Annotated in this window: 9 protein-coding genes; 6 read left to right on the top strand and 3 right to left on the bottom strand. The window is 72.7% G+C overall.

What is annotated here, in order from left to right:
* Nucleotides 1-212: 212 nt before the first annotated feature.
* A complete protein-coding gene (locus ACFWVV_RS27670) occupies nucleotides 213-2,309 on the top strand; it encodes a SpoIIE family protein phosphatase (RefSeq protein WP_384354937.1) in 2,097 nt (698 codons plus the stop codon).
* A gap of 30 nt (nucleotides 2,310-2,339) precedes the next feature.
* Here ACFWVV_RS27670 and ACFWVV_RS27675 read toward each other — a convergent pair whose 3' ends face one another.
* From ACFWVV_RS27675 to ACFWVV_RS27685, 3 genes are all read right to left on the bottom strand, one after another.
* Nucleotides 2,340-3,419, bottom strand: coding sequence for an AI-2E family transporter (locus tag ACFWVV_RS27675; protein WP_384354935.1), 1,080 nt, complete (start codon nucleotides 3,417-3,419; stop codon nucleotides 2,340-2,342).
* Between the two features lie 424 nt (nucleotides 3,420-3,843).
* Complete coding sequence (locus ACFWVV_RS27680; protein WP_384354933.1) at nucleotides 3,844-4,800, bottom strand: pirin family protein; 957 nt, start codon at nucleotides 4,798-4,800, stop codon at nucleotides 3,844-3,846.
* Nucleotides 4,801-4,951: 151 nt separating this feature from the next.
* Nucleotides 4,952-5,482, bottom strand: coding sequence for an SseB family protein (locus ACFWVV_RS27685; protein ID WP_384354931.1), 531 nt, complete (start codon nucleotides 5,480-5,482; stop codon nucleotides 4,952-4,954).
* 194 nt (nucleotides 5,483-5,676) lie between these two features.
* Here ACFWVV_RS27685 and ACFWVV_RS27690 point away from each other — a divergent pair, with 194 nt between their 5' ends.
* The 5 genes from ACFWVV_RS27690 to ACFWVV_RS27710 all read left to right on the top strand — a co-directional run bounded on the left by ACFWVV_RS27690 (nucleotide 5,677) and on the right by ACFWVV_RS27710 (nucleotide 13,714).
* Nucleotides 5,677-7,503 (top strand): acyl-CoA dehydrogenase, encoded by a 1,827-nt coding sequence (locus ACFWVV_RS27690; RefSeq protein ID WP_384354928.1) that lies wholly within the window; start codon nucleotides 5,677-5,679, stop codon nucleotides 7,501-7,503.
* Between the two features lie 245 nt (nucleotides 7,504-7,748).
* Nucleotides 7,749-8,465 carry a hypothetical protein gene (locus ACFWVV_RS27695; protein ID WP_384354926.1) on the top strand — a complete coding sequence of 239 codons (717 nt, stop codon included), beginning with the start codon at nucleotides 7,749-7,751 and terminating at the stop codon, nucleotides 8,463-8,465.
* Nucleotides 8,466-8,574: 109 nt separating this feature from the next.
* Complete coding sequence (locus ACFWVV_RS27700; RefSeq protein ID WP_384354924.1) at nucleotides 8,575-9,882, top strand: M18 family aminopeptidase; 1,308 nt, start codon at nucleotides 8,575-8,577, stop codon at nucleotides 9,880-9,882.
* A 100-nt stretch (nucleotides 9,883-9,982) separates the two neighbouring features.
* Nucleotides 9,983-10,213 carry a DUF6458 family protein gene (locus tag ACFWVV_RS27705; protein WP_384354922.1) on the top strand — a complete coding sequence of 77 codons (231 nt, stop codon included), beginning with the start codon at nucleotides 9,983-9,985 and terminating at the stop codon, nucleotides 10,211-10,213.
* 138 nt (nucleotides 10,214-10,351) lie between these two features.
* A complete protein-coding gene (locus tag ACFWVV_RS27710; protein WP_384354920.1) occupies nucleotides 10,352-13,714 on the top strand; it encodes a BTAD domain-containing putative transcriptional regulator in 3,363 nt (1,120 codons plus the stop codon).
* The last annotated feature ends 209 nt before the right edge of the window (nucleotides 13,715-13,923 follow it).

Below are 13,923 nucleotides of genomic sequence, written 5' to 3' on the forward strand. Positions count from 1 at the left end.
CAATTCTTCGCGAGATTCTTCGCGAGACAGGCGGGAATCAACTTCCACCCAGGTTACCGGCCCGACGCACCCCCTTTTCCGGGCGGGCTCAGCCCCTCTTTCACGTGCTGTGCCTTCCCGGGGGCGACCCCCGGACCCCCGGCCGGGGGCGTTGTTTCACGTGAAACACGGGCCGAGCGGCCGGGTTCCGTGCGACCTGGAAGGATGGCCCCATGCGCACCGAGGACGTGCTGGCCGCGATCGACACAGGCCTGTGGCGATGGAACAACGCGTCGGGGACCGTCTCCTTCGACGCCGAAGCAGCACGTCTCGTCGGCCTGCCCGCCGAAGAGGTGGTGCTCACCGAGTCCGCGGCCCGCGCCCGTTTCCACCCGGTGGACTGGAACGAGATACACGGCATCGTGCAGCTCGCCGTCGCCGAGGGCACCGTCGCCGAGGCCCGGCTGCGGGTGATGTCCGACGACGGCCGGCAGGTGCTGCGAACGGTACGGAGCCGCTCCAAGCCCTTCGGGGAGGGTGCGGACTACCAGCTGATCGGCACCCTCCAGGAGGTCGCGGAGTCCGCGCCGGGTGCCGCGGCCCGCACCCCCGTGACAGGCGACTGGCGGCGCTCACGTGAGGCGTTCCTGCTGGACGCGGGGCGGGCGCTGGCGGAGGCGCGGTCCACGGCGGAGGTGCTGCGGGTGGCGGCTTCGCTGTCGATGCCGGGGTTCTCGCCGGACGGGCTCGCGGTGTTCGGAGTGGCGGGTGACCGGCTCACCACGATCGGGCACCACGGGCACAAGCCGGGCGACGAGGACCCGTTCCGGGACATGCCACTGGAGACGGACTACCCGGCGGCCGAGGTCGTACGGACCGGGCGGGCCATCTATCTGCCCACGCCGGAGGACTACCGGACCCGCTTCCCGGCGACCTGGCCGCTTGCCGAGAGGTTCGGGCGGCGGTCGTGGGCGTTCCTGCCGCTGATCGTGGCGGGGCGGACGATGGGCGCGTGGATGGCGGGCTTCGCGCATCCGGTGGCGTTCACGCCGGACGAGCGTTCGGTGCTGACGACGGTGGCCCGGATGCTGGCCCAGGCGCTCGCGCGGGCGGGCGTGGAGGAGTCGGAGCGGGCGCTGTCCGAGGGCCTCCAGCGGTCGATGATGCCGACGCTGGGGCCGGAGATACCGGGGATGACGGTGGCCGCGCGATATGTGCCGACCGGCGGCGGGCTCCAGGTCGGCGGCGACTGGTACGACATGATCCCGCTGCCGTCGGGCCGGTTCGCGCTGGTCATCGGCGACGTACAGGGCCACGACGTGCGGGCGGCGGGGCTGATGGGCCAGCTGCGGATCGCCCTGCGGGCGTACGCGTCGGAGGGGCACAGGCCGGACGCCGTGCTCTCCCGCGCGTCGCGCTTCCTGCACGGGATCACCGACACCTACGCCCCCGAGGACCACTCCAGCCCGCGCTTCGCGACCTGCCTCTACCTGGAGGTCGACCCGGCGGACGGAACAGTCGAGCTGGCCAGGGCCGGGCATCCGGAGCCCGCGGTGCGGATGCCGGACGGCACGGTGCTGGTCAGGACGACGGCAGGCGGACTGCCGCTGGGCATCGACCCGGACACCGACTACCCGACGTCCCGGCTCGCCCTGGCGCCCGGCGAGACGCTGATGGTGTGCACGGACGGGCTGATCGAGACCGGCGGCCACGACCTGGACTCCGGCTGGACCAGGCTCCGCACCATCATGGAGAACCACCGGGAGCTGGACCTGGAAAAGCTGGCGGACGAGCTGGTGCAGGCGGTGCACGGGCCGCCTTCGCACCACACCACGGGCCCGCTGTCCGACCGCCGCGAGGACGACATCGCGTTGCTGCTGCTGAGCCGTGAGGCGGACACCCCGGCGGCCCACCCGGTGCGGTCCACGGCGCTGACCGTCGCCCAGGCCGAGCCGGAGCGCATCGCGGGCACCCGGCACCAGCTGCGCGAACTGCTGCACGACTGGGCGGACGCGGACCAGGTGGACTCGGCGGTCCTGATGGTCTCCGAGATGGTCACCAATGTCCTCGTGCACACCGACGGCGACGCCCTGCTGACGGCACGGGTGTCCGGGCCGTTCGGGGCACGGCGGCTGCGGGTCGAGGTGACGGACACCAGCGACGAGCTGCCGCACAAGCGCCGGCCCGGCGAGATGGCGTCCTCGGGACGCGGGCTGCTGCTGATGGAGATGCTGGCGCACGCGTGGGGCGTGGACCCCAGGGGCGAGGGCAAGTCCATCTGGTTCGAGCTGTACGAGGACGCGCCGCCGGTGTCGTACGACGACGTGTAGGGGGCGGCGCACGCCCCGCGAGGGGCGGCGTCAGTCGGCGGGGGCCCCTCGGGGCACTTCGTGCGCGGCGGCGTAACGTCCCCGGATCTCGGAGAGTACGCCGAACGCGGCGGCCGTCAGCGGCACCGCGAGCAGCATGCCGATGATCCCGGCGACGGACGCCCCCGCGGTGATCGCGAGCATCACCACCGCCGGGTGCATCTGCACCGTGCGGCTCTGGATCATCGGCTGGAGGACGTGCCCCTCCAGCACCTGTACGGCGAGCACCACGCCCAGCGCCCACAGCGCGATGACCACACCCCGGTCGGCGAGCGCCACCAGGACCGCCACCGCGCCGGAGATGAACGCGCCCAGGTAGGGGATGTACGCCCCGACGAAGACCAGCGCGCCCAGGCCCACCGCGCCGGGCACCCGGAGGATCAGCAGTCCGACGGTGATGCAGAGGGCGTCGATGAGCGCGATGAACGTCGTCCCGCGCATGAAGCCCTCCACGGCCTCGAAGGCCCTGCGCGCCATCGCCTCGACGGTGTCACCCGTGTCGCGCGGCGCCAGTCCCCGCAGGGACGCCATGGCGCGGTCCGAGTCCCGGAGGAAGAAGAAGATCAGCAGCAGCGCGAGGACGGCGGTCGCGACGATCTCACCGACGATGCCGAGCCCGGCCAGCACCCCGGAGGCGGCGGTGCCGCCGAACTTCCCGAGGAGGTCCTTGGAACGGTCGGCGAGGTCGTGGAGGGTCGTGCCCTCGCCGCCGAACCGCTCCACGAGGTCGACGGCGGCCCGTTGCACGGACGTGACGATCTGCTCGCCGGTGTCGACGAGGGCGTTGACGACGATCCAGGACGCCCCGCCGACCACCGCGACGACCGCCGCGCAGGTGAGGGCGGCGGCCAGCGACCGGTTGACCTTCATCCTGACGAGCCGCCGGTACAGCGGACCGAGGAGGGCGGTGCCGAGGATCGCCAGCAGGGCGGGGGTCACGGCGGTCTTGAAGGTGATGCACAGCCAGATCCCGACGGCCGCCACCCCGGCCACGAGCAGCGCGACGATGCACCAGGCGGCGGTGCGGCGGGCGGGTTCGGGGAGGAGGGGGCGGGGGTGGGTGGGAGCCATGTGCCCCACGAGAACACGGGTGCGGTGGGGTGGCCTTCGGGCGGGGGCCGCGTGGGTGACGGGGCGTCAGGGCGGGGTGATTACCCCGCCCGGCCCCCGCCCGGCCCCCTGAGGCAGCGAGGCCGGGCGGGGCCCAGGTGTACGCCCAGCCCTTGCCAGGCCCCTCGGGCAGCGGGGGCCGAGCGGGGCCCAGGGTGCGGCTCCGCCGGGGGCCGCACCCTGGGCCGCCCTTCCCCAAGCTCTCGGCTTCGCTCGAGCAGGGGAGACCCCACTGCCCCCGGGGGCGGCCCCGCCGCCCAAGGGGGCTCGGGGCAGGAGGTGTGGGCGGCCCCGCCGCCCAAGGGGGCGGGGGGGCAAGGGCGGGGCGGCCCCGCCGCCCTAGGGGGCTGGGGGGTGAGGCTGGGAACGGTGGGGCCGAGCCCGGTTACATGCCGTGGACGGCCGGGACGGTGCCGAGGCGGCCCGACTGAAAGTCATCGAAGGCCTGCTGCAGCTCCGCCTGACTGTTCATGACGAACGGCCCGTAGTGCGCCATCGGCTCACGGATCGGACGCCCGCCGAGCAGCACGACCTCCAGGTCCGGCGTGTTCGCGTCCTGCTTCTCGTCGGCGCGGACGGTGAGCGATCCGCCGTCACCGAAGACCGCCGTCTGGCCGAGGTGGATCGGCCGGCGCTCCGCGCCCACCGTGCCGCGGCCCGCCAGGACGTACGCCAGACCGTTGAAGTCCGGGCGCCACGGGAGCGTGACCTCGGCCCCGGGCCGTACCGTCGCGTGGATCATCGTGATGGGGGTGTGGGTGATGCCGGGGCCTTCGTGGCCGTCCAGCTCGCCCGCGATGACCCGCAGCAGCGCACCCCCGTCGGGGGTGGTGAGCAATTGGACCTGGTGGTTGCGGATGTCCTGGTAGCGCGGGGCCATCATCTTGTCGGCCGCGGGCAGGTTCACCCACAGCTGGAGGCCGTGGAAGAGGCCGCCGCTGACGACGAGCGCCTCCGGCGGAGCCTCGATGTGCAGCAGACCGGAGCCCGCGGTCATCCACTGGGTGTCCCCGTTGGTGATGGAGCCGCCGCCGCCGTTGGAGTCCTGGTGGTCCATCTGGCCGTCGATGATGTAGGTGACGGTCTCGAAGCCGCGGTGCGGGTGCCAGGGGGTCCCCTTCGGCTCGCCCGGTGCGTACTCCACCTCACCCATCTGGTCCATCATGATGAACGGGTCGAGGTGCTGGTAGTTGATGCCCGCGAACGCGCGGCGCACCGGGAAGCCCTCCCCTTCGAATCCGCCGGGCGCCGTGGTGACGGCGAGCACGGGACGCGCGACGGCGTCCGCGGACGCGGCAACCTTCGGCAGGGTGAGCGGGTTCTCGACGGTCACTGCGGGCATGTGGGTCCACCTCCGGGCGGGATGTTCAACATTCAACTTAGTTGAAGCCTGAACATCCCGCAAGACGTGTTCCATTCCCCCAGGAGAAGCACGGGCGCGGGGCCGCGGCCCCGTAGTGGCAGCGCGGCCCGGAGTACGCAGCCGGCCCGTCTCAGCCGTACATGCGGCGCATCGCGAAGTCGACCATCTGCTCCACGGCCTTCGCGTCGAACACCATCCGGTGCTGGCCCTCCATGTCGAGCACGAAGCCGTACCCCGTCGGCAGCAGGTCGATGACCTCGGCTCCGGTGATCACGAAGTACTTGGACTCCTTGCCCGCGTACTTCCGCAGCTCCTTGAGCGTGGTGAACATCGGGATCACCGGGTGCTGCGTGTTGTGCAGCGCCAGGAAGCCGGGGCCGTCGCCGCGCGGGCAGTAGACCTTGGAGGAGGCGAAGATCTGCTGGAAGTCCTCGGCAGACAGCGTCCCGGTGGTGAAGGCGCGCACCGCGTCCCCCAGGGACGGCGGCGAGGGCTCGGGGTAGAGCGGCTGTTCCGCATAGACCCCCGGGTGCCCGGACTGGTGGCCCCCCGGGTGACCGCCCTGGTGGGGCGGCGGCTGCGGCGGGGCGTAGCCCTGCTGGGCCCCACCGGGCGGGGCGTAACCCTGCTGTGCGCCCGGGTTCTGCTCGTAGCCATACATGCGGGAAAGAGTAGTGCGCGCACGGGGTCCGCCGGGGCCCGAGTGGCCCTTCCGGCGACCCGGCCCCCATTTAAGACTCGTCACATCCGGGCGCCAAGGGTTGCGACTTATTACCGACGGGTAGCATGCTGGTAGCTACTTGCTGGTAGTCGTTACGAGGATCCTGCCTCCCCGAGCTATACGGAGCCGTCGCCATGGGGCACTACAAGTCGAATCTCCGGGACATCGAGTTCAACCTCTTCGAGGTGCTCGGCCGCGACAAGCTGTACGGCACCGGCCCGTTCGCGGAGATGGACGTCGAGACCGCCAAGAGCATCCTGGACGAGCTGCGCCGCCTCGCCGAGAACGAGCTGGCCGCCTCCTTCGAGGACGCCGACCGCAACCCGCCGGTCTTCGACCCGGCCACCAACACCGCACCCGTACCCGCGTCCTTCAAGAAGAGCTACCAGGCCTTCATGGACAGCGAGTACTGGCGGCTCGGCCTGCCGGAGGAGATCGGCGGCACGACCTCCCCGCGCTCGCTGATCTGGGCGTACGCGGAGCTGCTGCTCGGCGCCAACCCGGCCGTGTGGATGTACTCCTCCGGCCCGGCCTTCGCCGGCATCCTCCACGAGGAGGGCAACGAGGCGCAGAAGAAGGTCGCGCAGATCGCCGTCGAGAAGCAGTGGGGCTCGACGATGGTGCTGACCGAGCCGGACGCCGGTTCGGACGTCGGCGCCGGCCGCACCAAGGCGGTCCAGCAGGAGGACGGCTCCTGGCACATCGAGGGCGTGAAGCGCTTCATCACGTCCGGCGAGCACGACATGTCGGAGAACATCCTCCACTACGTCCTCGCGCGCCCCGAGGGTGCGGGCCCCGGCACCAAGGGCCTCTCCCTCTTCCTCGTACCGAAGTACAACTTCGACTGGGAGACCGGCGAGCTCGGCGAGCGCAACGGTGTGTACGCGACGAACGTCGAGCACAAGATGGGCCTCAAGGCGTCCAACACGTGCGAGATGACCTTCGGCGACCAGCACCCCGCCAAGGGCTGGCTGATCGGTGACAAGCACGACGGCATCCGCCAGATGTTCATGATCATCGAGTTCGCCCGGATGATGGTCGGCACGAAGGCCATCGCCACCCTCTCCACCGGCTACCTGAACGCGCTGGAGTACGCCAAGGAGCGCGTGCAGGGCACCGACCTGGCCAACTTCATGGACAAGGCCGCGCCCAAGGTCACCATCACGCACCACCCGGACGTCCGCCGCGCGCTCATGGAGCAGAAGGCGTACTCCGAGGGCATGCGCGCGCTGGTGCTGCACACCGCGTCCGTCCAGGACGAGATCGCGCTGAAGGAGGCCAACGGCGAGGACGCCAAGGCCGAGATCGCGCTGAACGACCTGCTGCTGCCGATCGTGAAGGGCTACGGCTCGGAGAAGTCCTACGAGCAGCTGGCGCAGTCGCTCCAGACGTTCGGCGGCTCCGGGTACCTCCAGGAGTACCCGATCGAGCAGTACATCCGGGACGCCAAGATCGACACCCTGTACGAGGGCACGACCGCCATCCAGGGCCAGGACTTCTTCTTCCGGAAGATCGTCCGCAACCAGGGCGCGGCGCTGAACCAGCTCGCCGAGGAGATCAAGAAGTTCCTCGCGGTGGGCACCGGCGGCGAGGAGCTGGCGGGCGCGCGGGAGCAGCTGGCGAAGGCCGCCGTCGACCTGGAGGCCATCGTCGGCACCATGCTGACGGACCTCGCGGGCACCGAGAAGGACGTCAAGTCCATCTACAAGGTGGGTCTGAACACGACCCGGCTGCTGATGGCCTCCGGTGACGTGGTCGTCGGTTACCTGCTGCTGCGCGGTGCGGCCGTCGCCGCCGAGAAGCTGGCGACCGCTTCGGCGAAGGACGTCCCCTTCTACACCGGCAAGATCGCGGCGGCGAAGTACTTCGCGGCGAACGTGCTGCCGGGCGTGGGCGTGGAGCGGGCCAAGGCCGAGGCCGTGGACAACTCGCTGATGGAGCTGGACGAGGCCGCGTTCTAGAACGCCCTCGGGCCGGGCGTTCCTGAACGCTCTCGGGCCGCTCGGGACACAGCTCCCGCAGGCCGGGACGCAGCTCCCGCAGGCCGCGCGGGGCACAGCTCCCGGAGGCCCGGGACGCAGCTCCCGGAGGCAGCGCAGGGATTCAGCTCCCGCAGGCCGCTCGGAGCCTTGTACGGGCCGGATCGTTCCCCTTCGCAGGGGAGCGGTCCGGCCCGTTGTCAGTGGTGCGTGCGAGGCTTGGTCGTATGGCTGGACAGGAATCGCAGGGCAAGGGGTACTCCGTCCCCGCCGGGCTGCCGTACGCGCTGCAGGAGCTGCGCAGCAGGCTGGGCTCGGCGAACGACCTGGTGACGGAGATGTACGACGGCGCCCACCCCGCCGAGTACGAACCCGTCGCCGACTCGCTGTACGGGGCCTACCGCACGGCATCGGACCTGGCCCCCGCACGCAACGTCACCGGCTGCAAGGAGCATCCCGACGGGGCGGTGGACCCGGCCGCGCCCGACGGTTGGGGCCGCTGCCTGCTGTGCAACCACCGCAGGCGGCTCACCGAGCGCGGCGCGCCCAGCCCCGCGGAGGAGCGGCCCCGGCTGCCGGACGGATCGGCCCCCAGGGCCACGCTGTCCGCGCTGAAGTCGCAGTTCTCCCTGGTCAACGAGCGGTCCTTCAACCTGGGCACCTCGTCGGCCCCCGACGAGTTCGCGGCGTTGGCCAAGGAACTGCACCGGGCGTTCGTACTGGCCAGGGAGCTGTCCCGGCCGCGCAACTCCTCGGGCTGCACCCAGCACCCGGGCGCCCCCGTGGATCCGGACGCGCCGCCCGGCGAGGAGTGCATCTTCTGCGCCGGGCGCAGGCGGCAGGCGCAGCGCGCGGCGGGAACTCCGCAGATGCTGCCGCGGGTGCCCAGGGGCGACCGGAGGATGCCACTGCGCAGGCGCTTCGAACGGCCGCCGGGGCTGTGACCGGAGCGCGGGCCCGGGACCGTGCCTTCGCCGTCGCGCGCCCGTGCCTTCGCCTTCGCCCGTGCCCACGGCCGCCGGGGCAGCGGGGCGGGCTCGTTACGCTGACCGTATGAGCAGCACCGCAGCCCGATTCGATCGCGGCCACACCGACGACCTGATGTCCTTCCTCACGGCCGGCCCCTCGCCGTACCACGCCGTGGCCACCGCGGCCGAGCGGCTGGAGAAGGCCGGCTTCCGCCAGGTCGCCGAGACCGACGCCTGGGACGGGTCGAAGGGCGGCAAGTACGTCCTGCGCGGTGGCGCCATCGTCGCCTGGTACGTGCCCGAGGGCGCCCGGGCACACACCCCGTTCCGCATCGTCGGCGGGCACACCGACTCGCCGAACCTGCGGGTCAAGCCCGTGCCGGACTCCGGGAACCAGGGCTGGCGGCAGGTCGCCGTCGAGGTCTACGGCGGCACCCTGCTCAACACCTGGCTCGACCGCGACCTCGGCCTGGCAGGACGGCTGACGCTGCGCGACGGCTCCCACCGGCTGGTCAACATCGACCGCGCCCTGCTGCGCGTCCCCCAGCTCGCCATCCACCTCGACCGCAGCGCCAACGACGGCCTCAAGCTGGACAAGCAGCGCCACATGCAGCCCATCTGGGGCCTGGGCGAGGTGCACGAGGGCGACCTCATCGCGTACGTCGCCCAGGAGGCGGGCATCGACGCGCAGGACGTGGCGGGCTGGGACCTGATGCCGCACGCCATCGAGCCGCCCTCCTACCTCGGCCGCGACGAGGAGCTCGTCGCCGGCCCCCGGATGGACAACCTGCTCTCCGTGCACGCGAGCGTCGCCGCCCTGGCCGCCGTCGCGAACGCCGAGGCGAGCGGCGGCCTCACGCTCCCGTACATCCCCGTGCTCGCCGCCTTCGACCACGAGGAGAACGGCTCCCAGTCCGACACCGGCGCCGACGGCCCGCTGCTCGGCAACGTGCTGGAGCGCTCCGTCTTCTCCCGCGGCGGTACGTACGAGGACCGGGCGCGCGCCTTCGCCGGAAGCATCTGTCTGTCCTCCGACACCGGGCACGCCGTCCACCCCAACTACACCGAGCGGCACGACCCCACGCACCACCCGCGCGCCAACGGCGGCCCCATCCTCAAGGTCAACGTGAACCAGCGGTACGCGACCGACGGCTCCGGCCGCGCGGTGTTCGCCGCGGCCTGCGAGAAGGCCGACGTGCCGTGGCAGACCTTCGTGTCGAACAACTCGATGCCCTGCGGCACCACCATCGGACCCATCACCGCCGCAAGGCACGGCATCCAGACCGTGGACATCGGCGTCGCGATCCTCTCCATGCACAGCGCCCGCGAGCTGTGCGGCGCCGAGGACCCCTACCTGCTGGCCAACGCGCTGACCGCATTCCTGGAAGGGTGAACTCCGCCTCCACGCATGGCTGTTCCGGCCCCGGGTACGCGACCTGTGCACGCAAAGGGCCGGAACGGCCCCGGGCGATCATCTTCGGAGGCGAACTGAAATGGGCTTGGGCGGCTGCATCGTCCTCGTCGCGGTGGGGGCCATCCTGACCTTCGCCACCGACTGGGAAATGGACAGTGTCAACCTCGACCTGGTCGGGGTGATCATGATGCTCGTCGGCATCATCGGCATCGTGGTCTTCACCAGCATCCTCAAGCGGCGCAGGGGCATGGGTGCCCCGCCCGTCGGCGGCGACGGCGTCACCGAGGAGCGCTACCGGCACTACGAGTAGGACGCGCGACGAGTGACGGCTCACACTCCGCTCCCCCCGGGCCGAAGGCGCCTCCCCCGGTAGGCTGACCCCTTGGTTCCCCCTGACCCGGGAACGCACGAAACACAGAGCTCAGAGGGTTCGCAGGGGGAGGCGCCAGTGGAATTCCGGCTGCTCGGCGCGGTGTCCGTCGCCACCGAAACCGGAGAGCTCCCGCTGGGCCCGGCCAAGCGCCGCAGCGTCCTGGCCGCACTCCTGCTGCGGCCCAACACGGCCGTTCCCGTCGACCAGCTCATCGACACCATCTGGGACGAGGCCCCGCCCGCCCACGCACGTACCGTCGTCCAGGGCCATGTCTCCCGGCTGCGGGCGCTGCTCAACGACGGCGAAGCGGCGGCGTACGGCGTCGAACTCGCCACCCGCGGGCGGGCGTACGTCCTCCAGATGTCGGAATCGCTGCTGGACGCGCACCGCTTCGAGGAACTCGTACAGCTCGCCAAGCGGCAGCGGCAGCCGACGGACGCGGTACTGATGCTGCGTGAGGCGCTCGCCCTGTGGCGCGGCCCCGCACTGACCGGAACCGTCGCCTCCGAGCCGCTGGCGGCGGCCGCCCACGCCTTGGAGGAAACCCGCCTGGTCACGGTCGAGAACCTGGCCGAGGCGTACGGGAAGCTGGGCGAGCACGGCCGGGCGGCGGCGGTACTGCGCACCGAGGCGGTCGCCCACCCGATGCGCGAGACGCTGGCGGCGGCGCTGATGCTGGCGCTGTACCGGGCGGGCCGGCAGTCCGACGCGCTGGACTGGTACCACCGCACCCGCCGGCTCCTCGCGGACGAACTGGGGGTGGACCCGGGCCGCGCGCTCCAGGACGCGTACGGGGCGATCCTCCAGGGCGACGGCCAACCCGCCCCCGTGCCGCGCGGCACCCGTGCGGAAACCCGCGCGGACGGTGCCGCCCACAGATCACCCGAGTACCGGGCACCCGGACACCGCGCGACCGCCGACGGACCCGCGGCGGGACACCACGCCCCGGGCCGGACCGGCACGGCGCCCGATGCCCCGGACCAGCCCGTGACAGGACCCCACGCCGAAGACCGGCCCGGCACATCACCCCATGCCGACGACTGCCCCGCTGCCTCGCATGGTCCGGACCGGACCGGACCGGCGCGTCACGCCGACGACTGCCCCGCTGCCTCGCATGGTCCGGACCGGCCCGGACCGGCGCCCCACGCCGACGACCGCCCCGCGACGGAGCCCCATGCTCCGGATCGCCGGACGCCACCACCCGGCAGCCCGTTCCCGCCCGTACCGGCGGCACCCACGCCCCGGCACGCGACCACGGCCCCCGGCTCCGCCACGCCACCCGCCGCCGGACTCCCCGGCCGCGCACCGTCCGCACCCCCGGCCCGGACCGGCTCGCCCGCCACGGCCGGCGGCGACGGGCGGGCCGGCGGCGGTGCACCGGCCGACGGCACCACAGACTCCGGCTCCGCGGCCGGCCCTGTAGCCGCACCGGGCGCCGACCCCGTACCCATCCCCGTTCCCGCACCCCGCCCGGACTCCTCCACCGCGCACGTCCCGTACACCGTGCCGGAGTTGCTGCCGCGCAATCCGCGCGGATTCCTCGGCCGGAGGGGCGAGCTGGCCGCCGTCGGGGACGCCGTGGGGGAGGGGGAGGCACCGATCGTGCTCGTCACCGGACCGCCCGGTGTCGGCAAGACCGCGCTCGCCCTGCACTGGGCGCACCAACGTCGGGCCGAGTTCCCCGGCGGCCGGCTCTTCGCCGATCTGCACGGCTTCGACGCGCTCGCGGACCCCGAACCCGCTGCGGTCGTGCGGGAGTTCCTGGTCGCGTTGGGCGTGAGCGGGCGTGCCGTGCCGGAGACCCCGGCCGCCGCTGCCGCGCTGTACCGGCGGCTCACCGCGGACCGCAGGCTCCTCGTCGTACTCGACAACGCGCGCAGTTCCGAGCAGGTACGGCCGCTCCTGCCCTCGGGAGACGACTGCGTCACCGTCGTGACCAGCAGGAACCGGCTCGACGGCCTGATCGCGGGTGACCTCGCCCGGTCCGTGCCGCTGCGCGTGCTGGGACCCGACGACTCCACCGCACTGCTCGCCGGGGTGCTCGGCGCCCCGCGGATCGCCGCCGAACCCGAAGCGGCCCGCAGGCTGGCCGGGCTGTGCGACGGGCTGCCGCTCGCCCTGCGCATCACGGCCGCCCGGCTCGCCACCCACCCCGACTGGACCCTGGAGCGGCACAGTGCCGAACTCGCCGACGAGCAGGGACGGCTGGCGCTGCTCTCGGTCGAGGACCGGGGTGTGGCGGCCGAACTGCGGTTGAGTGTGCAGCAGTTGACCGGCACCGCGCAGCTGGTCTTCCGGAGCCTGGGCACGCACACCGGCAAGACCTTCGACAGGTACGCCGCCGGGGCCCTCGCCGGGATCACCCCGCGCGAGGCGGGCGCGGCCCTCGACCAGCTGGCAGCCGCCCATCTGGTGCAGGAGTCGCGGCCAGGCCGGTTCGCCCTGCACGACCTGGTCCGGCTGTACGCGCGCGAACTCGCGGAGGCGACCGACGGCGCACCCGGGCGTTCCGAGGGGCCGCTCGCCCGCCTCGTCGGCCACTACCTGCACACCGAGCTGGCGGCCAACGCGGTCGCCGAGCCCGGCAGCCGCCCCTGCTGCACGCTCCCCGACGACTTGCCCGAACCCTCCGCCGTACGCCCATTCGCCACGCGCTCCGAGGCGATCGAGTGGTACGAGGCCGAACGCGACGCACTCGCCGGGGCGATGGCCGCGGCACTGGACGCCGGCTGGCAGGACCGGGTGTGGCGGCTCGGGCTCCTGCAGTGGCCGTACGTCCTGTGGCGGGTGCGGGAGCAGTGGACGCCAATGCTGGAGCAGGTCCTGCACGCGGCCGAGGCCCTGGACGACGCGGACGCCCAGTCGCGGGTACGGGCGCTGCTCGGATGGGTGCTGATGGAGGAGGGCAAACCGGAAGAGGCCTACCCGCACCTGGAGTTGGCGCCCGTACTGGCGGCGCGGGCAGGCGATCTGGTCGACGAGGCGATCGGCCGCATCAACCTTTCGCACGCGCAGCAGGCGCGTGGCGAGCCGGGGGAGGCGCGCGACGGCTGCGTACGGGCCGCCGCGCTCGCCCAGCGGGCGGGCGACCGGCCGACGGAGATGCTGGCGCTGCAGACGCTCGCCGAACACTGCCTGCGCGCGGGTGAACCCGAGGCCGCCCTGCGGCACTCGCTGGACGGGCTCGCCCTGGGTGACGCCGAGGCCGGGCTGATCCGGACGTCACTGCTCCAGACCGCACAGGGCGAGTCCCTGATCCAGCTGGGCCGGCGGGAGGAGGGCCTCGCCCTGCTGAACCGGGCCGCGGACGCCGCCGAGGAGGCGCACTACTACGAGGGCGCGTGCCGAGCCCTGGACCTCCTCTGGCGCCTCACCGTCAACCCGTCCTACGCCTCCCGCCACACCCGAGCCACCACCGCCCTCACCACCCACCGGTAGCGAACACCCCGCCCCCATCACCACGCCGACCACCCCCGCGGACGGCAGGCCCACCCGCACCTCTCCCCCCGCCCCCTCGGGCGGAGGGGGCCGCCCCAATTACCCCTCCCCCTTGGGCGGCGGGGCCGCCCCAATTACCCCGCCCCCTTGGGCGGCGGGGCCGCCCCCCGGGGGCGGGACGGGCGGGCAAGGGGGCGGCCCCCGGCGGC

Origin of the sequence: Streptomyces sp. NPDC058663 (assembly GCF_042716745.1) — a bacterium.
GTDB lineage: Bacteria > Actinomycetota > Actinomycetes > Streptomycetales > Streptomycetaceae > Streptomyces.

What these genes read in the sequence shown, in the direction of transcription:
- ACFWVV_RS27685 (WP_384354931.1), bottom strand. Translation starts at nt 5,482, where the DNA reads ATGTATGGCTACGAGCAGAACCCGGGCGCACAGCAGGGTTACGCCCCG.
- ACFWVV_RS27700 (WP_384354924.1), top strand. Translation starts at nt 8,575, where the DNA reads ATGAGCAGCACCGCAGCCCGATTCGATCGCGGCCACACCGACGACCTG.
- ACFWVV_RS27690 (WP_384354928.1), top strand. Translation starts at nt 5,677, where the DNA reads ATGGGGCACTACAAGTCGAATCTCCGGGACATCGAGTTCAACCTCTTC.
- ACFWVV_RS27695 (WP_384354926.1), top strand. Translation starts at nt 7,749, where the DNA reads ATGGCTGGACAGGAATCGCAGGGCAAGGGGTACTCCGTCCCCGCCGGG.
- ACFWVV_RS27680 (WP_384354933.1), bottom strand. Translation starts at nt 4,800, where the DNA reads ATGCCCGCAGTGACCGTCGAGAACCCGCTCACCCTGCCGAAGGTTGCC.
- ACFWVV_RS27670 (WP_384354937.1), top strand. Translation starts at nt 213, where the DNA reads ATGCGCACCGAGGACGTGCTGGCCGCGATCGACACAGGCCTGTGGCGA.
- ACFWVV_RS27705 (WP_384354922.1), top strand. Translation starts at nt 9,983, where the DNA reads ATGGGCTTGGGCGGCTGCATCGTCCTCGTCGCGGTGGGGGCCATCCTG.
- ACFWVV_RS27675 (WP_384354935.1), bottom strand. Translation starts at nt 3,419, where the DNA reads ATGGCTCCCACCCACCCCCGCCCCCTCCTCCCCGAACCCGCCCGCCGC.